The organism is Sphingobium cyanobacteriorum (assembly GCF_030580935.1).
Classification (GTDB): domain Bacteria; phylum Pseudomonadota; class Alphaproteobacteria; order Sphingomonadales; family Sphingomonadaceae; genus Sphingobium; species Sphingobium cyanobacteriorum.
Map to the genome: position 1 here is coordinate 197287 of NZ_JAUQOM010000001.1, position 24968 is coordinate 222254.

The 24968-nt window shown below is 62.9% G+C and carries 26 protein-coding genes; 1 reads left to right on the plus strand and 25 read right to left on the minus strand.

Translation table 11 applies throughout. The features are described from left to right. Window positions 1-78 precede the first annotated feature (78 nt). Window positions 79-2754, plus strand: coding sequence for a coiled-coil domain-containing protein (locus Q4610_RS00920; protein ID WP_304534140.1), 2676 nt, complete (start codon window positions 79-81; stop codon window positions 2752-2754). A gap of 7 nt (window positions 2755-2761) precedes the next feature. Here the strand turns inward: Q4610_RS00920 and aac(6') are convergent, their stop codons facing one another. The 25 genes from aac(6') to efp all read right to left on the minus strand — a co-directional run bounded on the left by aac(6') (window position 2762) and on the right by efp (window position 24964). Next, the gene (gene aac(6'), locus Q4610_RS00925; protein ID WP_304534141.1) at window positions 2762-3220 is read right to left on the minus strand and encodes an aminoglycoside 6'-N-acetyltransferase; all 459 of its coding nucleotides are present in this window, start codon (window positions 3218-3220) and stop codon (window positions 2762-2764) included. Beyond that, window positions 3217-3486 (minus strand): DUF1467 family protein, encoded by a 270-nt coding sequence (locus Q4610_RS00930; protein WP_304534142.1) that lies wholly within the window; start codon window positions 3484-3486, stop codon window positions 3217-3219. The genes aac(6') and Q4610_RS00930 overlap by 4 nt, the downstream gene beginning before the upstream one ends. A gap of 116 nt (window positions 3487-3602) precedes the next feature. Next, the gene (locus Q4610_RS00935; RefSeq protein WP_304534143.1) at window positions 3603-5240 is read right to left on the minus strand and encodes a ribonuclease J; all 1638 of its coding nucleotides are present in this window, start codon (window positions 5238-5240) and stop codon (window positions 3603-3605) included. After that, entirely contained in the window at window positions 5240-6019 is a 780-nt protein-coding gene (locus Q4610_RS00940) for a type III pantothenate kinase (RefSeq protein ID WP_304534144.1), read from the minus strand. The genes Q4610_RS00935 and Q4610_RS00940 overlap by 1 nt, the downstream gene beginning before the upstream one ends. A 10-nt stretch (window positions 6020-6029) precedes the next feature. Beyond that, complete coding sequence (locus Q4610_RS00945) at window positions 6030-6737, minus strand: biotin--[acetyl-CoA-carboxylase] ligase (RefSeq protein WP_304534834.1); 708 nt, start codon at window positions 6735-6737, stop codon at window positions 6030-6032. Next, window positions 6734-8170: an NADH-quinone oxidoreductase subunit NuoN gene (nuoN, locus tag Q4610_RS00950; protein ID WP_304534145.1), complete on the minus strand. Its 1437-nt coding sequence runs from the start codon at window positions 8168-8170 to the stop codon at window positions 6734-6736. The genes Q4610_RS00945 and nuoN overlap by 4 nt, the downstream gene beginning before the upstream one ends. Next, window positions 8170-9717, minus strand: coding sequence for an NADH-quinone oxidoreductase subunit M (locus Q4610_RS00955; protein WP_304534146.1), 1548 nt, complete (start codon window positions 9715-9717; stop codon window positions 8170-8172). Before Q4610_RS00955 ends, nuoN begins: the two co-directional genes overlap by 1 nt. Further along, complete coding sequence (nuoL, locus tag Q4610_RS00960; RefSeq protein WP_304534147.1) at window positions 9717-11744, minus strand: NADH-quinone oxidoreductase subunit L; 2028 nt, start codon at window positions 11742-11744, stop codon at window positions 9717-9719. Before nuoL ends, Q4610_RS00955 begins: the two co-directional genes overlap by 1 nt. A gap of 10 nt (window positions 11745-11754) precedes the next feature. Next, complete coding sequence (nuoK, locus tag Q4610_RS00965; RefSeq protein ID WP_004211745.1) at window positions 11755-12060, minus strand: NADH-quinone oxidoreductase subunit NuoK; 306 nt, start codon at window positions 12058-12060, stop codon at window positions 11755-11757. A gap of 136 nt (window positions 12061-12196) precedes the next feature. Continuing rightward, window positions 12197-12808: an NADH-quinone oxidoreductase subunit J gene (locus Q4610_RS00970; RefSeq protein ID WP_304534148.1), complete on the minus strand. Its 612-nt coding sequence runs from the start codon at window positions 12806-12808 to the stop codon at window positions 12197-12199. Window positions 12809-12837: 29 nt separating this feature from the next. After that, a complete protein-coding gene (nuoI, locus tag Q4610_RS00975) occupies window positions 12838-13323 on the minus strand; it encodes an NADH-quinone oxidoreductase subunit NuoI (protein WP_304534149.1) in 486 nt (161 codons plus the stop codon). After that, on the minus strand, window positions 13320-13682 hold the full coding sequence (locus Q4610_RS00980) for a hypothetical protein (RefSeq protein WP_304534150.1): 363 nt from the start codon (window positions 13680-13682) through the stop codon (window positions 13320-13322). Before Q4610_RS00980 ends, nuoI begins: the two co-directional genes overlap by 4 nt. 125 nt (window positions 13683-13807) lie before the next feature. Further along, window positions 13808-14851, minus strand: coding sequence for an NADH-quinone oxidoreductase subunit NuoH (gene nuoH / locus Q4610_RS00985; RefSeq protein WP_304534151.1), 1044 nt, complete (start codon window positions 14849-14851; stop codon window positions 13808-13810). Beyond that, window positions 14848-16854: an NADH-quinone oxidoreductase subunit NuoG gene (gene nuoG / locus Q4610_RS00990; protein ID WP_304534152.1), complete on the minus strand. Its 2007-nt coding sequence runs from the start codon at window positions 16852-16854 to the stop codon at window positions 14848-14850. The genes nuoH and nuoG overlap by 4 nt, the downstream gene beginning before the upstream one ends. Next, window positions 16855-17565, minus strand: coding sequence for a hypothetical protein (locus Q4610_RS00995; protein ID WP_304534153.1), 711 nt, complete (start codon window positions 17563-17565; stop codon window positions 16855-16857). Further along, window positions 17562-18893 carry an NADH-quinone oxidoreductase subunit NuoF gene (gene nuoF, locus Q4610_RS01000; RefSeq protein ID WP_304534154.1) on the minus strand — a complete coding sequence of 444 codons (1332 nt, stop codon included), beginning with the start codon at window positions 18891-18893 and terminating at the stop codon, window positions 17562-17564. The genes Q4610_RS00995 and nuoF overlap by 4 nt, the downstream gene beginning before the upstream one ends. After that, window positions 18890-19558, minus strand: coding sequence for a complex I 24 kDa subunit family protein (locus Q4610_RS01005; RefSeq protein ID WP_304534155.1), 669 nt, complete (start codon window positions 19556-19558; stop codon window positions 18890-18892). The genes nuoF and Q4610_RS01005 overlap by 4 nt, the downstream gene beginning before the upstream one ends. Then, window positions 19558-20091, minus strand: a complete 534-nt coding sequence (locus Q4610_RS01010) for a hypothetical protein (protein ID WP_304534156.1) — start codon at window positions 20089-20091, stop codon at window positions 19558-19560. Before Q4610_RS01010 ends, Q4610_RS01005 begins: the two co-directional genes overlap by 1 nt. Then, window positions 20088-21323 carry an NADH-quinone oxidoreductase subunit D gene (locus tag Q4610_RS01015; protein ID WP_304534157.1) on the minus strand — a complete coding sequence of 412 codons (1236 nt, stop codon included), beginning with the start codon at window positions 21321-21323 and terminating at the stop codon, window positions 20088-20090. The genes Q4610_RS01010 and Q4610_RS01015 overlap by 4 nt, the downstream gene beginning before the upstream one ends. Then, window positions 21323-22129 (minus strand): NADH-quinone oxidoreductase subunit C, encoded by an 807-nt coding sequence (locus Q4610_RS01020; protein ID WP_304534158.1) that lies wholly within the window; start codon window positions 22127-22129, stop codon window positions 21323-21325. The genes Q4610_RS01015 and Q4610_RS01020 overlap by 1 nt, the downstream gene beginning before the upstream one ends. A 1-nt stretch (window position 22130) precedes the next feature. Next, window positions 22131-22685 carry a NuoB/complex I 20 kDa subunit family protein gene (locus Q4610_RS01025; protein WP_304534159.1) on the minus strand — a complete coding sequence of 185 codons (555 nt, stop codon included), beginning with the start codon at window positions 22683-22685 and terminating at the stop codon, window positions 22131-22133. Then, a complete protein-coding gene (locus Q4610_RS01030) occupies window positions 22676-23050 on the minus strand; it encodes an NADH-quinone oxidoreductase subunit A (protein ID WP_006959701.1) in 375 nt (124 codons plus the stop codon). The genes Q4610_RS01025 and Q4610_RS01030 overlap by 10 nt, the downstream gene beginning before the upstream one ends. Window positions 23051-23178: 128 nt before the next feature. Further along, window positions 23179-23994: an inositol monophosphatase family protein gene (locus Q4610_RS01035; RefSeq protein WP_304534160.1), complete on the minus strand. Its 816-nt coding sequence runs from the start codon at window positions 23992-23994 to the stop codon at window positions 23179-23181. A gap of 38 nt (window positions 23995-24032) precedes the next feature. Further along, entirely contained in the window at window positions 24033-24383 is a 351-nt protein-coding gene (locus tag Q4610_RS01040; RefSeq protein ID WP_304534161.1) for a hypothetical protein, read from the minus strand. A 17-nt stretch (window positions 24384-24400) separates the two neighbouring features. Beyond that, window positions 24401-24964: an elongation factor P gene (gene efp, locus Q4610_RS01045; protein WP_007714790.1), complete on the minus strand. Its 564-nt coding sequence runs from the start codon at window positions 24962-24964 to the stop codon at window positions 24401-24403. Window positions 24965-24968: the final 4 nt, after the last annotated feature.

Sequence of the window (24968 nt, forward strand, 5' to 3'; positions counted from 1 at the left end):
CGACCAACGCTATCGGGATTGCGTTAAGTTTTGGTAACAGGGCATTTCCGTCCCCGGAAAAGATGCTAGGATGCGCCCATGACAGGGGGCAGCACAATCGTCGAGTTCTGGCGCGACGAACCAACCGCGATCGGCAACGAGTCGCAGATGGACGACATCTTGCTTTTGAAACAGGCGGTTCTCGACATCGACGAACAGGATGATCCGGCCGATGGCGCCGGCGAAAAGCTGGTCAGGCGGGTGCGTATCGCGCTTTGTGCGCTGGCGGTCGGCTGGGTCGGTTTCGCCGGCTGGGCCATGATCGTGTCGGGCGACCTGCGCGCCGGTCCGTCCGCCTGGGCCAATGCGGTGGTGACTTTGACCGCGCCGCTCATCCTGCTGGGCCTCGTCTATCTGCTGCTGGTCCGCAACAGCCGCACCGAATCGCGCCGTTATCTCGACACCGCGCGCGCCCTGCGGACCGAAGCGGACCTGCTGGAATTGCGGCTTGGCCGGATCAGCGCCCAGCTTGAATCGGCCCGCCAGACGATGCAGGATCAGGCCGAACTGCTCGACAGCTATGGCGCGGCGGCCAGCAGCAACATGGAGGCGTCGGCCGAACTGATCGCCAGCCGTGCCCAGACCACCGCCGCCAGCGCGGAAGCGGCCGATCGTGCTGGCGCGGCGCTGGTGAAGCAGATGGAAACATTGATCGGATCGATCCCGGAACTGGAGGACCGTGCCGGCCGCATGGCCGCGCGGATCATGGACGATGGCCATGCACTGGGCGAGCGGATCGACATGCTGGAGGCGCGGCTTCATGCGCTGACCGAATTGTCGGACGAGGCGCGCGCGCGCACGCTGGCCGCGACCAAAAGCCTGTCGAGCCAACTGGCCCAGCTTCAGGAATCGACCCGCGCCGCCACCGATGAAGTCACCGGCATGGCCGAGGTCGCATCAGGCCGGATCGAAGCCACCGCACAGGGCGCACGCCAGGCGATGGAGCGCAGCCGGCAGGATATGGAGGCGCAGGCAACGGCGTTGACGAGCCTGGTCGAAGCCACGCAGGCCGGCGTCACCAGCAGCAGCGAGCAGGTACGCGCGATGCTGGCCGACGATCTGGAAGCCATCACGCTTTCCATGCGGGCGCGGATCGACAGCGTGCTGCACAATGTCCGTGGCGCCTTCACCACCACCGACGAAAGCCTGGCGCGCCGCGCCCAGGCGCTGGAAACGCTGGTCGCCGCCGCGCAGAAGGGCATCGGCACCACCAGTGAAAACGCATTGGCGACCCTGGAACGCGACATGGCGGCGATCGATGCCGATCTGCGCGGCCGCTTGGACGCGGCATTGGATCGTGCGCAGGAAAGCCTGGCCGTTACCGATGCCGGACTGACTGGCCAGGCGGCGGCGCTCGATGCGCTGATCGCCCGGTCGCGCGAAAGCCTGGACGCGATCGGCGGCGAGACGGTCATGGGCCTCAGCGACATGATCGCCGATGTCGAAAGCCGCCTGCATCAGCTCGACAGCATGATCGATGGACAGCGCAGCCTGATGTCAGGGCTTCATGCCGGGTTGCACGACACGATCGCCGCCACCGAAACGCGCTTTGCGGCGCTGGAGGACAGCGCGTTGGCGCGGGCCGAACGGCTGACCGCTGCACTGACGCGGATGACACAGGAAACGACCCGCATCGATCAGGCCCTGGCGTCGGGCGGGATGACCGCCGAGAAGCTGATCGGATCGGCCGAGACGCTGCTGGTGGCACTTGATTCGAGCGTGCGCGAACTGGACGAAACCTATCCCGGCGCACTGGAGCGGTTCGACGCCCGGCTGGAGACGAGCCGCGCGCTGCTGGGCAGCGCGACACCGGAGATGGAACGGCTGGAGGCGATTTCAGAGGCGCTGGTCGGTCGCGCGGAAGAAGCCGAGTCGCTGTTGCGCGGTCAGGGCAGCCGTCTGACCGAATGGCTGGAAAGCACGCAGGCAGGATTGCACGCCAATCGCGATCTGGTCGAGCGGCTGCGCACCGCGATCGACGCGGCGGATCAGGATGCGCGGCGCATCACCGAGGGCGCCGGGCCGCTGCTGGTCACGGCACTTCTGCGGGTCAAGGATACCGCCGACCAGGCCGCCGAACGTGCGCGCCAGGCGCTGGGCCGCGCCATCCCCGATGCCGCGCAACAGCTTGCCGAAGCGAGCGACGCAGCACTGGAAAGCGTGATCGGTGAAAGGGTGACGGCGCAGATCGAGCAGGTCGGCCGTGTCGCCGAGGCCGCCGTCAAGGCCGCCCATCAGGCGTCCGAACGATTGACGCGCCAGTTGCTGACCATCGCCGACACCAGCGCCAGTGTCGAACAGCGGATCGTCGAGGCGGAACAGGTGACGGAAAGCCGCGATCGCGACCATTTCGCTCGCCGTTCCGCATTGCTGATCGAATCGCTCAACAGCACCGCGATCGACGTGGCCAAGATATTGTCGAACGATGTTACCGATTCGGCCTGGTCCGCCTATCTCAAAGGCGACCGGGGCGTGTTTACCCGGCGCGCGGTGAAATTGCTGGATGCCGGGGAATCGCGCGAAATTGCGCTGCATTATGACAATGATGCGGACTTCCGCGATCATGTGAACCGCTATATCCATGATTTCGAGGCGATGCTGCGCATCATCCTGTCGGCGCGCGACGGCAATGCGCTGGGCGTCGCCCTGCTGTCGTCCGACATGGGCAAGCTCTATGTCGCGCTGGCGCAGGCGATCGAGCGGCTGCGCCAGTAACCGCGCGTCAGATCAGCTTGCGGAAATAGACGACACGCTCGGTTTCGGTGAAGCCCAGCGCGGCGTGCAGCAGATGGCTGACATGATTGGCGATGTCGGCATCGGACGCCATTTCGGTGCAGCCCAGCGCCCTGCCCCACGCCACCGCCGCGTCGACCAGAGCGCGAGCAGCCCCGGTGCGCCGGGCGGCGGGTTCGACATAAAGACCTTCCAGAAAGGCGACCGGGCTGGTGTCGCAGCCATTGACATAGTCATGGCGCAGCGCCGCCTCGACGAAACCCACGGCCTGCTCCTGCGCGTCGAAGGCGAGGAAGGCCACACTGTCCTGACCCTGATCCCGCAATTGCGCGACGATCTCTTCGCGATGATCCTCGACCGAGGCGTCCGGCCAGAGTGCGGCGCGCATCGTCGCCCAATATGCGACATGGGCGGTAGTGGCGCGGAGGATGCGCGCCGGGCCGGTCATGATCCCTGACGATAGCCCGGCAGCATGTCGAGCGTCAGCCAGCCCTGCACATAATTGGCGTAATAGAGGCCAAAGGCCAGGGCCGACAGCAGGGTCGCGCGCAGCGCCACGACGCCGGGCCGGAAGTTGTTGGGGGCGCTGTCCGCCTGCCCCTTCAGCATCGCTTCGCCGGTTTCATCCGGGGTGCGGATGCCGAAGGGCAGCATGATGAAGGCGCTGATCACCCACATCAGGAAATAGATGGCGAAGATGGCGTAAAGGTTCATGGCCTTGGACTAGCGCGCCTTGGCCCGATTGCAAAGCGCGCTGCTGGACGAAAAGCAGCAGGCCCGTCGAAAGGCGGCGCCGCTGTTCCGGCCTGCGCGGGAACAGCGGCCAGGGATCATGCCCGGATGAGCAGCACGTCCACCACCGGCTTCTTGCCGGTCCAGCGGGTTGCCGTGCGGCGGACAGCCAGGCGAATGCGTTCGCGCAGCGCATCCTCCTCCGGCGATCCCTTGACGATCACGGCGGCGGCTTCCTCGGCGGCTTCGGCCAGGAACGCGGCCTTGTCCTCCTCCACCGGCACGCCCTGGGTGCGCAGCGCGGGGTCGCCGATCAGCTTGCCCTTGCGGTCGAGCGCCACGGCGACACTGATCTGGCCATGCAGCGCGACCTTGCGCCGTTCGTTCATGGTCGATCCGTCGGCGGGCAGGATGACATCGCCGTCCAGCACCAGCCGGCCAGTCTCCTCATGTCCGATGATCTGCGGCGCGCCGGGGGCGAGGCGCAGCAGGTCGCCATTGGACTGGACCACGGCATGACGCAGGCCGCTGGCGATGCCGAGGCGCGCCTGTTCCGCCATATGGCGACGTTCGCCATGGACGGGCAGCAGGATTTCGGGACGAATCCAGCGATACATCGCTTCGAGTTCCGGGCGGCCGGGATGGCCCGACACATGGACTTCGGCCTGGCGATCCGTGACCATCAGGATGTTCTTGGTCGCCAGCGCATTCTGGATGCGGCCGATGGCGATTTCATTGCCAGGGATCTGCTTGGAGGAGAATACGACCATGTCGCCCTCGGCCAGCTTGATCGGATGGCTGTCGAAGGCGATGCGCGAAAGGGCCGCGCGCGCCTCCCCCTGGCCGCCGGTCGCGACGATCATGACATCGCTGCGGGGCAACGCCATGGCGTCATCCCAGTCGATCATCGGCGGGAAATCCTTCAGATAGCCCGCCGCCTTGGCCGTGCTGATGATCCGGTCGAGCGAGCGGCCGGCGACGCAGAGCTTGCGCCCGGTCGCATTGGCGACTTCGCCCAGCGTCTGCACGCGCGCAGCGTTGGACGCGAAGGTCGTCACCAGTACCCGGCCCTTGGCCCCGGCGATGGTCTGCATCAGCCCTTCACGGACATCGCTTTCGGAGCCGCTGGCTTCGGAATTGAACACATTGGTACTGTCGCACACCAGCGCCAGCACGCCTTCATCGCCAATCGCAGTCAGTTCCGCCGGGGTCGATGGCTGGCCCAGCAAGGGCTGCTCGTCCAGTTTCCAGTCGCCAGTGTGGAAGATGCGGCCATAGGGCGTGTCGATCAGGACGGCATTGCCCTCCGGGATCGAATGCGCCAGCGGCACATAGCGGAAACCGAACGGGCCAAGCGCGAAGCTGCCTTCATTGTCGATGACGTGGAGCTTGACCTCCTTGGTCAGGCCCTCTTCCTCCAGCTTCTGCCGGATCAGCCCGGCGGTGAAGGGGGTGGCGTAGAGCGGCACGCCCAGATCGGCTGCCAGATAGGGGATGGCACCGATATGATCCTCATGCCCGTGGGTCAGCACGATGCCGAGCAGGTCGTCCCGGCGATCCTCGATGAAAGACAGGTCGGGCAGAATCAGTTCCACGCCGGGATAATTGGAATCGGCGAAGGTGAGGCCGAGATCGACCATCACCCATTTGCCCTGGCAACCGTAGAGATTGACGTTCATGCCGATCTCGCCCGACCCGCCAAGGGCCAGGAAGAGCAGCTCATCCTTGGGTATCATTATATTCTTACACTCCGTTCGTGCAGCAACGCCAATCCCTGAATGGTCAGGTCCGGCGCGATCGCATCGAAAATATCACTATTGTCATTGAAGAGGACCGCCAGGCCCCCCGTCGAAATCACTCTGGTCGGGCGGCCGATTTCCGCGCGCATCCGCGCGACCAGCCCTTCCATCATCGCCACATAGCCCCAGAATACGCCGATCTGCATCTGCGCTTCGGTGGTGCGGCCGATCACGGACCGGCTTTCCGGCGGGGCGATCGCGATCTTGGGCAGTTTGGCCGCCGCCGCGACCAGCGCGTCAAGCGACAGGTTGATGCCCGGCGCGATGATTCCGCCCTTATAGGCGCCGGTATAATCGACCACGTCGAAGGTGGTCGCCGTGCCGAAATCGATGACGATCAGGTCGCCTGCATAAAGATGGTGCGCGCCGATGGCATTTACAACCCGGTCCGCCCCGACCGAAGCCGGTTCGGACACGTCCAGTTCGATGCCCCATTCGACCGGCGCCTGACCCGCGACCAGTGGCGGTGTCCTGAAATATTTTTCGGCCAGCACCTGAAGATTGTGGAGCGCGCGCGGGACCACGGTGGCGATGATGACCGCATCGACATCCGCGATCGTATGGCCTTCCAGCATCAGCAACTGGTTCAGCCAGACCGCATATTCATCAGCGGTGCGGCGCGGATCGGTGGCGATGCGCCAGCGCGCGCGAATTTCCCGCCCGTCGAGCAGCGCGAAAACCACATTGGTGTTGCCCGCGTCGATCGCGAGAAGCATGGCCGGTCCCTCAGATGAGAATGATATCGCCGGCGTGAATGGCACGGCTATCGCCATTCGCCAAGCGCAGGATCAGCATGCCCTGCCGATCGAGCGTATCGAACGCACCTTCGATCACGTCGCCATCGGGCTGGACGATGCACATCGGCGTGCCGCCGGGATGGGCATTGAGCAGCCAATGGGCGCGGACCGGCTCCAGCCCCTGCGCGCGCCAGATGGCGAGCCAGTGCGCGAATAAGTGCGCCAGCCTTTCGAGCAGTGCGCCGGCATCGGCGTCGGCAGCCCCCTGCGCGGAAAGGCTGGTGACAGGACGATCAAGGTCGGTCGGATGGTCGGTGACATTGATGCCGATGCCGATGACGATGGCGTCGCCGACCCGTTCCAGCAGGATGCCGGCGATCTTGGCCCCGTCGACCAGCACGTCATTGGGCCATTTGATCCGTGCCTGCCCTGCGCAGAGCGGCGCGACCAGCGCGTGAACCGCGTTGGCGGCGACCAGCGCCAGCGTGTGGGGCAGCGGATCATTCGGGCCGATCCGCACCAATGTGGAGGCATGGAGATTGCCAGCCGGGCTTTCCCAGGCACGGCCCATGCGCCCCCTGCCCCCGGTCTGGCGACCGGCGCGGAGCCAACTGCCTTCCGGTGCGCCCTGCTCCGCCAACACCAGCATATCGGCGTTGGTGGAGCCGGTTTCGGCGACGAAGCGGAGGAGCGTCAGAAGAGCGACGCCGCAGCCGCGGCGCTCGCCTTGTCCAGTACGGGATTGAGCAGATAGCCCAGCACGATCACCACGGCGCAGGCAGTGAGGACGATATTCTCGACGGCCCCGCCCTTCGCCTCATAGGCGATGGCCGGCTCATCGAAATACATCGTCTTGATGATCTTGAGATAATAGAAGGCGCCGATTACCGAGGCCGCGATGCCGAAGGCAGCGAGCGCGGTCAGGCCAGCGGCGACGGCGGCATCGAACACCAGGAACTTCGCCCAGAAGCCGAACAGCGGCGGAATGCCGGCCATCGAGAACATGAAGATGGCGAGCGCGGCCGCCAGCCCCTTGCGCGACTGCGACAGACCCGCGAGGCTGGCGATCGTCTCGACCGGCTTGCCATCGGCGTCGCGCATTTGCAGGATGCAGGCGAAGGCACCGATCGTCATGACGACATAGATGGCCATGTAACTCATCGTGCCGGCGACACCGGCGGGGGTTCCGGCAGCAAGGCCGATCAGCGCGAAGCCGACATTGTTGATCGACGAATAGGCCATCAGCCGCTTGATGTTGGTCTGGCCGATGGCCGCGACCGCGCCGAACAGGATGGAGGCGAGCGCGACGAAGATCACGATCTGCTGCCAGTCCAGGCCGGCCGGGCCGAGCGCTTCGATCGCGACGCGGACGGTGAGAGCGATGGCCGCAACCTTGGGCGCGCTGCCGAAGAAGGCCGTGACAGGGGTGGGCGCACCTTCATACACATCGGGCGTCCACATGTGGAACGGCACGGCGCTGATCTTGAACGCGAGGCCCGACAGCAGGAATACCAAGCCGAACAGTTCGCCCTTCGACACACCATCGCCCAGCGCGACCGCGATGCCGTCGAACGCCGTGGTGCCGGTGAAGCCGTAAAGCAGCGCCGAACCGTAGAGCAGGATGCCGCTTGCGAGCGAGCCCAGCACGAAATATTTGAGGCCCGCTTCCGAAGAGCGTTCGTCCTGACGCATGAAGCTGGCCAGCACATAGGAGGCCAGGCTGTTCATCTCCAGCCCGATATAGAGAGTCAGCAGGTCGCCCGCCGACACCATCATGCCCATGCCGATCGCCGCAAACAGGATCAGCACCGGATATTCGGGACGCGGATGCCCGTCGACCGAGAAGAAGCGCGGCGCGAGCAGGATCGCGGCAGCGGCGGCGACATAGATCAGCGCCTTGGCAAAGGCCGAGAAGGCGTCGGCGCGCATCAGGCCGTCAAAGGCGTCCGGGCCATGCGCGAGCGAGCAAGGCAACGCCAGGCCCGCGCCGATCAGCACCAGCACCGACAGCCAGTTGACGATCCGGGCCGAGCCGTCGCCGCCGAAGGCCGCGACCAGCATCAGCGCGAGGCCGCCTGCCGTCAGGATGAGTTCCGGCAGGACCGCCAGAAGGGAAGCGGAGTCGATCATCAGTGCGCCTCCCCGTGCGCGGCAACTTCTTCGTGATGCGCTTCACCCGCAGGCTTGGGCGCACCCATCTTGATCTTGGAATCTCCTGCGGGAGCCGCAGGGGCGAGGCGCGCTTCAAGCGCATGGATGTCCGCGCGCATCGGGGCGAGGAAGCTTTCGGGATAGACGCCCATCCACAGGACGACGGCGGCGATCGGCGCAAGCAGCCAGATTTCCCGGCCCGACAGGTCCGGCATGGCGGCAGCGTCGGCATTGACCTGATCGCCATAGCATATCCGGCGATAGAGATAGAGCATATAGGCCGCGCCCAGGATGATACCCGTGGTGCAGACCAGCGCCACCCAGCTCGACGCCTGATAGATGCCCATCAGCGACAGGAATTCACCCACGAAGTTGGACGTGCCGGGCAGACCGACCGATGCCATGGTGAAGAACAGGAACAGTACCGCATAACGCGGCATGTTGATCGACAGACCGCCATAGCGGGCGATTTCGCGGGTATGCAGACGGTCGTAGATGACGCCAACACACAGGAACAGGGCGCCCGCAACCAGGCCATGGCCCAGCATGACCATCATCGCGCCTTCGATACCCGCCTGGTTGAAGGCGAACAGGCCGACCGTGACGATCGCCATGTGCGCGACCGAGCTATAGGCGATCAGCTTCTTCATATCCGACTGCACCAGCGCAACCAGCGAGGTATAGACGACCGCGACCATCGACAGGCCCCAGACCAGCGGCGCAAGCTGCGCCGAGGCTTCGGGGAACATCGGTAGCGAAAAGCGGATGAAGCCGTAGCCACCCATTTTCAGCAGCACGCCCGCCAGGATGACCGAACCGGCCGTTGGCGCCTGCACATGCGCGTCGGGCAGCCAGGTGTGGACCGGCCACATCGGCATTTTCACCGCAAAGCTGGCGAAGAAGGCGAGGAACAGCCAGGTCTGGGCACCGGACTCGAAATTATAGGCCATCAGCGCCGGAATTTCGGTCGTGCCCGCTTCATGCACCATCCACATCATCGCGATCAGCATCAGGACCGAGCCGAACAGCGTGTAGAGAAAGAATTTGTAGCTGGCATAGATGCGGTCCGCGCCGCCCCAGATGCCGATGATCAGGTACATCGGGATCAGGCCGGCTTCGAACATGATGTAGAAAAGATAGAGATCCTGCGCCGCAAAGACGCCGATCATCAGCACCTCCATGAGCAGGAAGGCCGCCATATATTCCCCGACGCGCTTCTGGATCGCGTTCCAGCTTGCGCCGATGCAGATCGGCATCAGGAACACGGTCAGCGCGATCAGCATCAGGGCGATGCCGTCGATGCCCAGCGCCCAGGCAAATTTGCCGAAGATCGGCGCATATTCCTGGAACTGCCACTGCAGGCCGCCCTGGTCGAAATTCGCCCAGAGCGCGATGCCCAAAGCCAGATCGACCAAGGTGGCGATCAGGGCGATCCAGCGCGCGCTGTTGGCGCCCGCGAAGAGACAGGCGATGGCCCCCGCCATCGGCACTGCCATCATCAGGGAAAGGATGGGGAAGCCGTCCATTATCGTGTCATCGCCCAGGTTGCGACCGCGGCGAGCCCGATGAGCATCACCAGCGCGTAGGTGTAGAGGTAGCCGGACTGAAGCCGGCGGGTGATCTTGTTGCCCTGCACGACCAGCGCAGCCAGCCCGTTGGGGCCGAAGCGATCGATGAAGCCGACGTCACCGAACTTCCAGAAGAAGCGGCCGATGGCGAAAGCAGGCTTGACGAACAGGACGTGGTACAGCTCGTCAAAATACCATTTGTTGAGCAGGAACTGGTAGAGCGCGCCGAAGGTGGCAACGAAGCGCTGTGGCCAGTCGGTGTTCCTGATATAGGCGAGCCAGGCGATGATCAGGCCGGTCAGCATCACGGTAAACGGACCGAATTTCACCCAGGTCGGCACTTCATGGGCCGCGTGCATCAGATGGCTGTCGAACGCGAGCGCGCCCTTCCAGAATGCGATGCCGCCTTCCGGGCCGATGAACTGATCGTGGAAGATGAAGCCGGCAAAGACTGCACCGAGGCTGAGCACCACCAGGGGAAGCAGCATGACCCAGGGGCTTTCATGGGGATGATAGCCGCCGGTGCCGTCGCCGCTGTCATGGGCGTGATGGTCGTCATGGCCGTGCGCGTCGTGTCCGTGGGCGTCGTGCAGCGCGTGCTGGATATGCTCCGACCGGGTCCAGCGCGGCTTGCCGAAGAAGGTCAGGAATACCAGGCGCCAGCTATAGAAACTAGTGAGCAGCGCAGCGAAGATGCCGACATAATAGGCGCCCACGCCCGCACCACCCGACGCGAAGGCCGCTTCGAGGATGCCGTCCTTGGAATAGAAGCCGGCAAAGCCCACGCCGACGAGCGGCAGGCCGACGCCGGTGATGGCGAGCGTGCCGAGCGTCATCGTCCAGAAGGTGATGGGGATGCTTTTGCGCAGGCCGCCATAATAGCGCATGTCCTGCTCATGGTGCATCGCATGGATCACCGAGCCGGCGCCCAGGAACAGCAGCGCCTTGAAAAAGGCGTGCGTGAAGAGGTGGAACATCGCCGCGCCATAGGCACCGACGCCTGCCGCGAAGAACATATAGCCAAGCTGCGAACAGGTCGAATAGGCGATGACGCGCTTGATGTCAGTCTGCACCGTGCCCACGGTCGCGGCGAACAGGCAGGTCGCGGCCCCGACATAGGTGACGACATGCAGCGCGGTTTCCGACGTTTCGAACATCGGCGACAGGCGGCACACCATGAACACGCCCGCCGTCACCATGGTCGCCGCGTGGATCAGCGCCGACACGGGGGTCGGGCCTTCCATCGCATCGGGCAGCCAGGTGTGGAGGCCAAGCTGCGCCGACTTGCCCATCGCGCCGACGAACAGCAGCAGGCAGAGCACGGTCATCGTATCGAAACGATGGCCCAGGAAACCGATGGTCGAACCGGCCATGGAAGGTGCGGCGGCCAGAATTTCCGGGATCGAAATGGTGTTGAACACCAGATAGGTGCCGAAAATGCCCATCATGAAGCCAAGGTCGCCGACGCGGTTGACGACGAACGCCTTGATCGCGGCGGCGTTGGCGCTGGGCTTGCGGAACCAGAAGCCGATGAGGAGGTAGGAGGCCAAGCCCACGCCTTCCCAGCCGAAGAACATCTGGAGCAGGTTGTTCGCCGTCACGAGCATCAGCATCGCGAAGGTGAAGAGGGACAGATAGGCGAAGAAGCGCGGCTGATCCGGCTCCTCGTCCATATAGCCCCAGCTATAGAGGTGGACGAGGCTGGAGACACTGGTGATGACCACCAGCATCACGGCGGTCATCGTGTCGACCCGCAACGCCCACTGGGCATCGAAGCTGCCGCTTTCGATCCAGGTGAAGAGCGGCGTCACATACGCCTGCGCATGGCCGGTCAGGAAGGGAATGAAGATCGCCCAGCTCATGGCGCAGGCCGCGAACAGCGCGCCGGTGGTGACGATCTTGGCCGGCAGCTTGCCAAGGGCCTTGTTGCCAAGGCCGGCGATGGCAGCCGCCAGCAGCGGAAGAAGAACGATAAGCTGGATCATGAGTTCAGGCTCAGCCCTTCATCCGGTTGACATCGTCGACGGCGATGGTGCCGCGACCACGGAAGTAAATGACGAGGATGGCAAGGCCGATGGCCGCCTCACCCGCCGCGACGGTCAGCACGAACATGCTGAACACCTGCCCCACCAGATCGCCCAGAAAGGCGCTGAATGCGACGAGGTTGATGTTCACGCTGAGCAAAATCAGCTCGATCGCCATCAGGATGATGATGACATTCTTGCGGTTGATGAAGATGCCCAGCACCCCCATCACGAACAGGATGGCGCTGACCACCATATAATGTTGAAGGCCGATCATGACGGCATCCCTTCAAAGGAGGCCGTCACCCCAGCGGAGGCTGGGGTCTCAGGCGGTAGCGCGCCAAGGCATGAGATGTCGTTGAGAGTCACGTGCCTCTCAACGACCTGCGCTGGCATGACGGAAACGGTCGCGATCACAGCTCCACCCCCTGCCCCACGGGCTGATTGACATTGCGCACGGCATCCTGCGGACGACGGCGGTTCTGCCGGGCGATATTCTGGCCCTTCGTGCCGCCACGGGTCCGGTGGGTCAGGACGATCGCACCGATCATCGCGACCAGCAGAACGATGCCCGCCGCTTCGAACAGGAAGATGTAGCGGGTGTAGAGAATGCCGCCGATCGCCTGGATATTGCTGAGTTCCGGGTTCGCCGGTGCGGCGCGCTGCGCCAGTTCGATCGGCCCCGCGCTCCACAGGCCGATGCCCAGCACGATTTCCGCCAGCAGCACCAGCGCGATCAGCAGGCCGAACGGCAGATAGCTGACGAAACCGGCGCGCAATTCGGCAAAGTCGATGTCGAGCATCATGACCACGAACAGGAACAGCACCGCGACCGCGCCGACATAGACGATGACGAGCAGCATCGCGATGAATTCGGCACCGAGCAGCACCATCAGGCCCGCCGCGTTGAAGAAGGCCAGGATCAGCCACAGCACCGAATGCACGGGGTTGCGCGACAGGATGGTGAGCGCGCCGCTGCTCACCACCAAAATGGCGAACAGGTAAAAGGCGAGGACGTGAATCACAGGTTCATATTCCCTTTGACGCGCGCGGCTTAACGATAGGGGGCATCGGCGGCAAGGTTCGCGGCGATCGCGCGTTCCCACTTGTCGCCATTTTCAAGAAGCTTGGCCTTGTCGTAGATCAGCTCCTCGCGGGTTTCGGTCGCGAACTCGAAATTCGGGCCTTCCACGACCGCGTCCACCGGGCAGGCTTCCTGACAGAAACCGCAATAGATGCACTTGGTCATGTCGATGTCGTAGCGCGTGGTGCGGCGGCTGCCATCCTCGCGCGGCTGCGCCTCGATGGTGATCGCCTGCGCCGGACACACCGCTTCGCACAGCTTGCACGCGATGCAGCGTTCTTCGCCATTGGGATAGCGACGCAGCGCATGTTCGCCCCGGAACCGCGGCGAAATCGGGTTCTTCTCATAGGGATAGTTGATCGTCGCCTTGGGCTTGAAAAAATATTTCAAGGTCAGCCAGTGCGCCTTCACGAACTCCCAGAGGGTGAAGCTTTTGATGTAGTATCCGAGGCTCATTGTGCTTTCCGCCCGTCAGCAAACGCTGAATGAAAATCGTCAGCCGTAGTTGCAGTACGCAAGCCGAAACAGGCTCCTACAAACTTCACGTTATTCGTTCCATCTGTTCGGCCAATTCCAGCATCCAACCAAGGACCACGCTTACTTCCGGTCAAGCTTACGAGAACTGTATTCTTGTCTCTGACCGGCCCGGTTAGAGCAGCAAGCGTGCCCGGTGCCGTTGATCGCACATTGATGAGCGTTGAACCTTCAAGCGCGCCAACATTGTCGATCGTCTCATCGACTTGCATCACGCCGACTTCCGGTCCCGGCGGCAGAAGAAAACCAAAGTTAAACCTTGGTGAATCGTTACCCGGCATTGGTCCTCCACGAGGCCAAATCTGGCATAGATAGGCGGATCGCCTTGTTGGGTCATCCGGCGTTTGAGCAATGCTAGCTGTAGCAAACGCAATCCAGCCACCAGCAACGAGAGTTTGAACTATCCTCATCCCCCATACCTCGTCAGCATGAGGAAGCCCGACACCAGGAACACGAAGAACAGCGAGGTCGGCAGAAATATTTTCCAGCCAAGCCGCATCAATTGGTCATAACGGTAGCGGGGCACCGTCGCCTTTACCCAGGAGAAGACGAAGAAGAAGAAGAGTATCTTGGCAAACAGCCAGAGGATGCCGGGCACATAATAGAGCGGCGCCCAGTCGACCGGCGGCAGATAGCCGCCCCAGAACAGGATCGCGTTCAGCGCGCACATCAGGATGACGTTGGCATATTCGCCCAGCCAGTAGAGCGCGAAGGCCATGGACGAATATTCGGTCTGATAGCCCGCAACCAGCTCGCTTTCCGCTTCGGTCAGATCGAAGGGCGCGCGCGCGGTTTCGGCCATGGCGCTGATCAGGAACATGATCGCCATCGGGAACAGCAGCGGGTTAAAGCCGTTGCCGTTGAGGAAGCCATAATAGCCCTTCTGGCTTTCCACAATCGCGGTCAGGTTGAAACTGCCCGCCCACAGCACAACGCAGATCAGGATGAAGCCGATCGAGACTTCATAGCTGATCATCTGCGCACTGGCGCGGATCGCCGAATAGAAGGGATATTTGGAGTTGGACGCCCAGCCCGCCAGGACGATGCCATAGACACCCAGCGACGAGATGGCGAGAATGTAGAGCAGGCCGACATTGATGTCCGCCAGCACCACGCCGACCTGGAACGGCACCACCGCCCAAGCCAACAACGCGACCGTGAAGGTGATGATCGGCGCGATCAGGAACAGCGCCTTGTTCGACGCTGAAGGGACGATGGTTTCCTGGAGGAAAACCTTGGCGCCGTCCGCAAAGGACTGGAGCAGGCCGAAGGGACCAACCACGTTCGGCCCGCGCCGCAGCGCCATCGCTGCCCAGATCTTGCGATCGGCATAGATAAGCATCGCCACCGCCAGCATGACCGGCAGCGCGATCAGCAGGATGCCGATGATGGTCGAGAGGAACCAGGCGCCTTCGAACGGCAGGCCAAGATTTTGGAAGAAAGCAGTCACTCTGCGGCCTCCGCGTAGCTCTCGCCATGGACCAGTTCCGCCGAGCATTGCTGCATCGTCGGGCTGGCGCGGCAGATGGCGTTGGTCAGGTAGAAATCCTTGATCGGCGAGGCCAGTTCGCCAGTCGCGCCGGTCGGCAGCTTGGGGACAGACCAGCCATAATCGGCCAGCCCTTCAACGCCCAACGCAGGCACCGCCCTGATCATTTCGGCGCGCAGTTGCTCGAAGCTGTCGAACGGCAGTGTCGCGCCCATCACGTCGGACAAGGCGCGCAGGATCGACCAGTCCTCGCGAGCATCGCCCGGCGCGAACACTGCCTTTTCGCCGCGCTGCACCCGGCCCTCCAAATTGACATAGGTGCCGGCCTTTTCGGCATAGCTCGCGCCCGGCAGGATCACGTCCGCCGCATGCGCGCCCTTGTCGCCATGATGGCCGACATAGACTTTGAAGCTGTCGGGGAAAGCGGCATAATCAACCTCGTCCGCGCCCAGCGCGAACAGCAGTTTCGGCTTGGCCGCCGCGATCGCCTTGATACCGCCTTGCGTTGCATAGCCCAGCATCAGCCCGCCCATGCGCGCCGCCGCGAAGTGCAGGACGTTATAGCCGTTCCAGCCATCCTTGATCAGGCCCAGCGTCTCGACCAGCGCCAGCGTGTCGCCATGCGCGCCATCCTTGGCCAGCACGCCGCCGCCCACGATCATCGCGGGCCGCGCCGCCTTGCCGAACGCCTCGACAACGGCGTCAGGCAACTTGCCCAGCAGCGCCGCATCATTGCCCAGCCATTCGACCTTGTAGGTCAGGTCAAACTCAGGCCCGATGCCGAAAACCTTCGCGCCCTTCTTGATCGCCTTGCGCAGCCGCGTGTTCACCAGCGGCGCTTCCCAGCGCAGATTGGTGCCGACCAGCAGGATGACGTCAGCGGTCTCCAGATCGGCCAGCGACGTGTTGAACACCACCGACGACAGGCTCGACACGTCATAGGCCAAGCCGGTCTGACGCCCTTCGAGCATCGTCCCGCCGAGCTTCTCGACCAGCGCACGCCCTGCGAACATCGTCTCGCAATCGAGCAGATCGCCGGCGATCGCTGCGACGCTCCCGCCATGCTGAACCGCCGCGATCGCCGCAAAAGCCTCCGCCCAGGTCGCCGGGACGAGCTTGCCGTCCTTGCGGACATAGGGCTTGTCGAGCCGCTTGCGCACCAGACCATCGACATTGTGCCGGGTCTTGTCCGACGCCCATTCCTCATTCACGTCATCATTGATGCGCGGCACCGCGCGCAGCACCTGACGGCCCCGGCTGTCGAGGCGGATGTTGGTGCCGACGGCATCCATCACGTCGATCGCATGGGTCTTTTTCAGCTCCCACGGACGCGCCTCGAACGCGTAGGGCTTGGCGGTCAGCGCACCGACCGGGCACAAATCGACCACATTGCCCGACAGCTCGCTCTTGGCCGCATGTTCGAGATAGGTGGTGATCTGCATATTTTCGCCGCGATAGATGGCGCCGATTTCCGGCACGCCCGCGACTTCCTCGGCAAAGCGCACGCAGCGGGTGCACTGGATGCAGCGGGTCATGACCGTCTTGACAATCGGCCCCATATTCTTCTCGGTCACTGCGCGCTTATTTTCGTCATAGCGCGACGCGCCCCGGCCATAGGCGACCGACTGGTCCTGCAAATCGCATTCGCCGCCCTGGTCGCAAATCGGGCAATCGAGCGGATGGTTGATGAGGAGAAACTCCATCACCCCTTCGCGCGCCTTCTTGACCATTTCGCTGTCGGTGCGGATCTCCTGACCCTCGGCGGCGGGCAGCGCGCAGGACGCCTGCGGCTTGGGCGGTCCGGGCTTCACCTCGACCAGGCACATGCGGCAATTGCCCGCGATGGACAGCCGCTCATGATAGCAGAAGCGCGGAATTTCCTTCCCCGCCAATTCGCACGCCTGAAGGACTGTCGCGCCCGCCGGGACTTCGAGTTCTACGCCGTCTACTTTGACTTTAGGCATTTAGCGCGCGACCTCCGCGGATGACTGCCGGCCGGCCTCCGCTTCGCGGTACAACGCTTCCGCGAGCAAAGCCGAGAGAACAGATTTATTCATTTTGAGCTGCGCACCCGCCGGATAGCAGGGGCCAAGAACAGGCTTCAACGCACCCAGGGCTTTGGTTTCCCCATCGCTGCCCGGCGTTGACCGAACATATGCAGCCGCTTTGGCAGTATCAGCGCGAACCGTGCATGAGCCCAAGGACATCAGCAAAAGATACTGCCCGCCTGATGCCGATGCTGGATCGGTGACAAACCGGGAAAAATCCACTTCCTTGCTGTCTACGGGCGGAGATACGTTGCCAAATTCACGCAGAAAATAGCTCCTGAAAATAGCACCACGCAGCAAATCCGAAGGCATTGCCAATTGTCCGGCGCGTAGACATTCTGATTGGGCCAACTTGGTCAGAACTTTCTTCGTCTCCGGCACCATATAGCCCAGTTCGCGATAACGCAGCGCCTCAGACGACGACGTTGCCACGATGCAGTCCGCAAATTCGTGCATTGTCAACCGTGCACGATCCGCATCGGCCAAACGTCCTCGATCTGGCACGTCCGCCGGTTTGGGACGCATGATGCGTGAGCCAAGCGGTGCCTCCATCCCACTCTGCGCGGTGGCGACCGTGCCACATACCAGGGTGAAACAAGCAATCATAAAGGCAGGGCCTTTGATCACTCCGCCGCCTCCATCACAGGCGCGCCGCGCTCGTTGATCCGCCGCTCGATTTCCGGGCGGAAGTGCCGGATCAGCCCCTGGATCGGCCAGGCCGCTGCGTCGCCGAGCGCGCAGATGGTGTGGCCTTCGACCTGCTTGGTCACCTGATGCAGCATGTCGATTTCGGACAGGTCGGCGTCGCCGGTGCGCAGCCGTTCCATCACCCTCCACATCCAGCCTGTGCCTTCGCGGCAAGGCGTGCACTGGCCGCAGCTCTCATGCTTGTAGAAATAGGACAGCCGGGAAATGGCGCGGACGATGTCGGTGGACTTGTCCATGACGATGACGGCGGCGGTGCCAAGGCCCGAACCCAGCGCCTTCAACCCGTCGAAATCCATCGGCGCGTCCATGATTTCCCGCGCGGGGACCAAGGGCACCGACGATCCGCCGGGGATGACCGCCAGCAAATTGTCCCAGCCGCCGCGAATACCGCCGCAATGGCGGTCGATCAGTTCGCGGAACGGGATCGACATGCTTTCCTCGACCACGCAGGGCTTGTTCACATGGCCGCTGATCTGGAACAGCTTGGTGCCGCGATTATTCTCGCGTCCGAAGCCGTTGAACCAGGCCGCGCCGCGCCGCAGGATCGTCGGGCTGACCGCGATGCTCTCGACATTGTTGACCGTGGTGGGGCAACCATAGAGGCCCGCGCCCGCCGGGAAAGGCGGCTTCAGGCGGGGCTGGCCCTTCTTGCCCTCCAGGCTTTCGATCTGCGCGGTTTCCTCCCCGCAGATGTATGCGCCTGCGCCGCGATGGACGAACACGTCGAAATCATAGCCCGACCCGCAGGCATTCTTGCCTAGAAACCCCTTGGCGTAGGCCTGCTCGACGGCGGCGAATAGCACCTTGGCTTCGTAGATGAACTCGCCGCGAATATAGATGTACGCCGCGCGCGCGCGCATCGCGAAACCGGCGATCAGCGCGCCTTCGATCAGCTTGTGCGGATCGTGGCGGATGATCTCGCGGTCCTTGCATGAACCGGGTTCGGATTCGTCGGCGTTGATGACCAGGAAGCTGGGACGGCCATCCTTGCTTTCCTTGGGCATGAAGCTCCACTTCATGCCGGTCGGGAAGCCCGCGCCGCCACGGCCGCGCAGGTTCGACGCCTTGATGATGTCGATGATGGCGTCCTGCCCCAACGCCATCAGCGCCTTGGTATTGTCCCAGTCACCGCGCTTCATGGCGGCGTCGATGCCCCAGTCCTGAAAGCCGTGGACGTTGGTGAAGATGCGGTCCTTGTCGGCGAGCGGGCCGACGAACGGAGCCGATGCTGCGGGTGCGTCGGTCATGCCCAATCCCCCCGATAATCGTGATTTTCCGTGACCATCTCTTTCAGCGTCGTCGGGCCGCCTTCGGGGCAGCTCGTCTGGCGGTCGATCTGCGGACCGATCCTGGGCTGGCCACCGGCGGCGAGCGTTTCCAGCACCGCGCTCATGCTGTCATAGGTCAGGTCTTCATAATTATCGTCGTTGATCTGCACCATCGGCGCATTGGCGCAGGCGCCCAGGCACTCGACTTCGGTCAGCGTGAACAGGCCGTCAGGCGTCGTCGCGCCCTTGACCAGCCCCTTATTCTTGCAGGCCGCAAACACATCGTCGGAGCCGCGCAACATGCAGGGCGTCGTGCCGCACACCTGCACATGATAGCGGCCGACGGGCGCGAGATTGTACATGGTGTAGAAGGTCGCGACTTCATAGACGCGCATATAGGGCATATCGAGCTGACGGCCGATATATTCCATCACCGGCACGGGCAGCCACCCTTGCGTCTGCGTCTCCGCGCCGACCTGCCGCTGGGCGAGATCGAGCAGCGGCATGACAGCGGACTGCTGACGACCGGCGGGATAGCGGGCGATGATGGTTTTTACCTGCTCGGCATTCTCCGCCGTCCACGCGAAATTGCCCCAGCGCGCGCGGGTTTCGGCTTCATCGGGAATATGGGGTGCGTCAGCCATTATGTAGTCACCAAAGGATTGATTGATTCCCCAAAAACTTCACGAAGTTTTTCGTCACACGGTCCAGATGCAACAGGAACGTCATCGCCATTAGAATTCATACAAAGAACCCGAACCGCCTCAGTGCCAACGATCCCAAATATCATCGCTTGAGGGGTAGTTTGCCCCATACGCAAGCGAGTAACCGCCAATTTATGCGATGCTGTTGAGACATACACACTCTCAGCGGTAACGGCTCTCTGCTCCTGAGGAACGCCAGCGGCATCCCAATGCGGCTTGGCCTTTAACTTCACTCGCTCCAACGTCCAAGCCTCAAGGTTCTTCAAGAACTCTGGAGACATATCTGCATCAGTTACACCTTCAGCATCTTGGCGCGAAACTAAGGTCTGGATGTCAGAAACGGATGCTAGCTCCTTGCGAGGCAATTCAGACCCATTTGCAACTTCGCCAGAGACGCGACCAACATACTTCGCAAGTGGGATGACTATCACCATTCCCGCTAACGTTAAGAGAAGGTTTTTTGTGACCTTCACCGGTCACACTCCCCGAACACGATGTCCATCGCGCCCAGCACGGCGGTGGTGTCGGCGAGCATGTGGCCCTTCATCATGAAGTCCATCGCCTGGAGGTGCGAGAAGGCGGTCGGGCGGATCTTGCAGCGATAGGGTTTGTTGCTGCCGTCCGCGACCAGATAGACGCCGAATTCGCCCTTGGGGCTTTCGGTCGCGACATAGACTTCACCTGCGGGCACATGGAAGCCCTCGGTATAGAGTTTGAAGTGGTGGATCAGCGCTTCCATCGAGCGCTTCATCTCGCCGCGCTTGGGCGGCGACACCTTGCGGTCGAAGCTGGCGATCGGCCCTTCCGGCATCTCGTTCAAACACTGTTTCATGATCCGCGCGGACTGGCGGACTTCCTCGACGCGCACCATGAAGCGGTCATAGCAGTCATAGTTGGTGCCGACCGGCACGTCGAACTCCATCCGGTCATAGACGTCGTAAGGCTGCGCCTTGCGGATGTCCCACGGGATGCCGGAGCCGCGGATCATCGGGCCGGAAAAGCCCCATTTCAGCGCATCTTCCTTCGACACGATGGCGATGTCGACGTTGCGCTGCTTGAAGATGCGGTTGTCGACCACCAGGCTCATCGCATCCTCGAAGAGCCTCGGTAATCTCGTGTCGAGCCAGTCGGCAATGTCGGTCAAAAGCTTGAGCGGCACGTCCTGATGGACACCGCCCGGCCGGAAATAAGCCGAGTGCATCCGCGCGCCCGACGCGCGCTCGAAGAAGTTGAGGCAATCCTCGCGAATCTCGAACAGCCACAGGTTGGGCGTCATCGCGCCCACGTCCATGACGTGCGAACCCAGGTTGAGCATATGATTGCAGATGCGCGTCAGTTCCGCAAAGAACACGCGCAGATATTGCGCGCGCAGCGGCACTTCCAGGTTCAGCAGCTTTTCGATCGCCAGCACATAGCTATGCTCCATGCCGAGCGGCGAACAGTAATCCAGCCGGTCGAAATAGGGCAGCGCCTGCAAATAGGTCTTATATTCGATCAGCTTTTCGGTGCCGCGATGCAGCAGCCCGACATGCGGGTCGCAGCGTTCGACGATTTCGCCGTCCAGTTCCATCACCAGACGCAGCACACCGTGCGCGGCGGGATGCTGCGGGCCGAAGTTGATCGTGTAGTTCTGGATTTCCGTGTCGCCATAGGTGGGGTCGGCGGCGTCGGTATGATGATCCAGCTTTTCGAGATAATCGGACATTATGCCTTGTCCTCCGGCTTGGCGGCGCCCTTGCCTTCATCCGTCGCGGACACAGGCTTTGCGGGCGCGTCCGCCGACTTGACCTCAGCCGCCTTGTTCGCCGCTTCGCCAGCGCCGGTATCGGCCTTCTTCCCGGTCGTCTTGGGCGTGGAGGCTGCGGGGGACGCAGCAGGCGTCGGCGCGCCCGGCGCTTCGCCCTTCGCCTTCTCATCGCCCGGCAGAATATAGTCCGCGCCTTCCCACGGGCTCATGAAATCGAAGCTGCGGAAATCCTGGGCCAGCTTCACCGGCTCATAGACGACGCGCTTGTCCTCCTCGGAATAGCGCAGCTCGACATAGCCGGTCAGCGGGAAGTCCTTGCGCTGCGGATGCCCCTTGAACCCATAGTCGGTCAGGATGCGGCGCAGGTCGGTATTGCCGTCGAACACGACGCCATACATGTCGAACACTTCGCGCTCCAGCCAGCCGGCGACCGGCCAGAGATGCGTGACGGTGGGAACCGGCATGTCCTCGTCAGTGCTCACCTTCACCCGCACGCGATGATTCCGCGTGACGCTGAGCAGATGATAGACGACCTCGAACCGCTCCGGGCGGTCGGGATAATCGACGCCGGCAATTTCCATCAATTGCTGATAATGGCCCATGTCGCGCAGCAGGGCCATGGCATTGGCCAGTTCCGCGCGCGCGACGATCAGGGTCAGCTCATCGGCATGGTCGACGGTTTCGATCAGCATGGCACCCAGCAGCGCGCCGATTTCATCGGCAATGCCCTGAGGGTTCATGATCCTGGGTGCAGAATGGCCCATATTAACGCTCAATCGTCCCGATCCGGCGGATTTTCCGCTGCAACTGCATCACGCCATAGAGCAGGGCTTCAGCGGTCGGCGGACACCCCGGCACATAGATGTCGACCGGCACGATCCGGTCGCAGCCGCGTACTACCGAATAGCTATAGTGATAATAGCCGCCGCCATTGGCGCAACTGCCCATCGAAATCACATATTTCGGATTGGACATCTGATCGTAAACCTTGCGCAACGCAGGAGCCATCTTGTTGCACAGCGTGCCCGCGACGATCATCACGTCGGATTGACGCGGGGAGGCGCGCGGCGCGACGCCGAAGCGTTCCATGTCGTAGCGGGGCATGTTGACGTGGATCATCTCCACAGCGCAGCAGGCCAGGCCAAAGGTCATCCACCAGAGCGACCCGGTGCGCGCCCACTGAAACAGTTCCTCGGTCGAGGTGATCAGGAAGCCCTTGTCATTCACTTCGCTGTTGAGCGAATTGAAGAAATCCTGATCGGGCTGCGTCCCTTGCGCGGGCAAGGTGCCGGGCGCAGGGCTATAGAGTTCTACTCCCAATCGAGTGCTCCCTTCTTCCACGCATAGACGAGGCCGAGCACCAGCTCCGCTATAAAGATCATCATCGTCGCCCAGCCGGCCCAGCCGATCTGGTCGAGGCTTACGGCCCAGGGAAACAGGAACGCCGCTTCAAGATCGAAGATGATGAAGAGGATGGCGACCAGATAGAAGCGCACGTCGAACTGGCTGCGCGGCTCTTCGAACGCGGGGAAGCCGCATTCATATTCGCTGAGCTTGGCGGGGTCGGGCTTGTGCGCGCCGGTCAGGCGACCCACCAGCATCGGCAGAAAGACGAACGCGCTGGAGAGCAGCAGCGCGACCCCAAGAAAGATCAGGATCGGCAGATATTGGGCAAGATCGACCAACGTTATCCCCTGGGCGAAAAGGTTGTGGGGGCGCTTTAGGCGCGCTGCATATGCGAAGCAAGGGGCCTAAAGGCTGAGAATGAATCGCAAAATGGCCAAGTGGCTGAACCGCTTGGCCTAGATGGACCTTAGCGCAGGGCGTTGGCGACCAGCTTGTGCAATTTGCTGTGGATCGCGTCATTGCCCGCAATCACTTCCTTGCGCTCGATTGGCTGGTCGCCGCCCCGGAAATCGCTGGTGAAACCGCCGGCTTCGCGCACCAGCAACAGGCCGGCGGCAACGTCCCAGGGCTGAAGGCCGCTTTCCCAATAGCCGTCATAGCGGCCCGATGCGACATGGGCGAGATCGAGCGAGGCCGCGCCAAAGCGGCGGATGCCCGCGACAGACGGCGCGACCGCGCCGAAGATTCGGGTCCATTGCGCCATGTCGCCATGCCCCATGAACGGGATGCCGGTCGCGATGATGCAGTCGCCCAGGTCGCGGCGGGCCGAGACGCGAAGCCGCTGGTCATGCCGCCAGGCGCCCCGGCTCTTTTCCGCCCAATAGCTTTCGTCGGTGACGGGCTGGTAGATGAGGCCGGTGGTCACTTCGCGCTTCGTACCACCGAACAGCGGCTCCTCGACCGCGATCGAGATAGCAAAATGCGGGATGCCATGCAGAAAGTTGGTGGTGCCGTCGAGCGGATCGATGATCCAGCGCGGCTTGGCAGGATCGCCAGCGATCTCGCCCCCTTCCTCCAGCAGGAAACCCCAGTCCGGGCGCGCCTTCTGCAACTCTTCAACCAGTGTCTTTTCGGCCTGATGGTCGGCCTTGGACACGAAATCCGCCGGCCCCTTGCGGCTGACCTGGAGATGCTCGACCTCGCCAAAGTCGCGGCGAAGCTTGCTGCCCGCCTTGCGCGCGGCGCGCTCCATGACGGTAAGAAGGCCGGAATGCGATGCCATATCATGTCTCCGCCGCCCGCATGGGGCGGCCTGTCTGGTTATTTCTTCGGGACGGGCGCGGTGGCAGGAGCGGACGGACGATAGCCGCACACGCCCGCGATCACGACCAGCATCTGCGACGCATCCTTGCGATCGACCTTGCCGGCATTGGCGGCGATCACCTCGTCTGTCGCTTCGCTGACCTTGGCCACCGCGTTGGAATAGAGGCAGTCGAACAATGCGTTCTTGACCGGCTGGTCGACGGCGTTCGACTGGAGCGCACTGGTGATGACGCGCAGGACCTGCGCGGCATTTTCGATCTGCGCCCTGGTCGGCCGCGCCGGGCGCGCGGCCTGGGCATGGAGCGCAGCCGGCAGCAGCGCGACCGGCAGGACCGCGGCCAGCGCCATGCTGCGCGCCCGGCCCATCAGTCGGCCCGCTTCACATATTCGCGGGCATAGACGTCAACGACGATGCGCGTGCCGCTGACGATATGCGGCGGCACCATGACGCGCACGCCATTGTCGAGGATCGCGGGCTTGTAGCTGGCCGAGGCGGTCTGGCCCTTTACCACGGCGTCGGCCTCCACGACCGTCGCTTCGATGGTTTCGGGCAACTGAACGCTGATCGGGCGCTCTTCATACATTTCGAGTACGACCATCATGCCGTCCTGAAGGAAGGCCGCGGCGTCACCCAGCAGTTCGGCGGGCAGGTTGATCTGCTCATAGGTTTCCTGATCCATGAAAACGAGCATGTCGCCTTCGGCATAGAGATACTGGAAATCCTTGGTGTCGAGGCGGATGCGCTCGACGCTTTCGGCGGATCGGAAGCGGACGTTGTTCTTGCGACCGTCGATCAGGTTTTTCAGTTCCACCTGCATATAGGCGCCACCCTTGCCGGGCTGGGTGTGCTGAATCTTGACAGCGCGCCACAGGCCGCCCTCATATTCGATATTGTTGCCGGGACGGATGTCCACGCCGCTGATCTTCATGGGA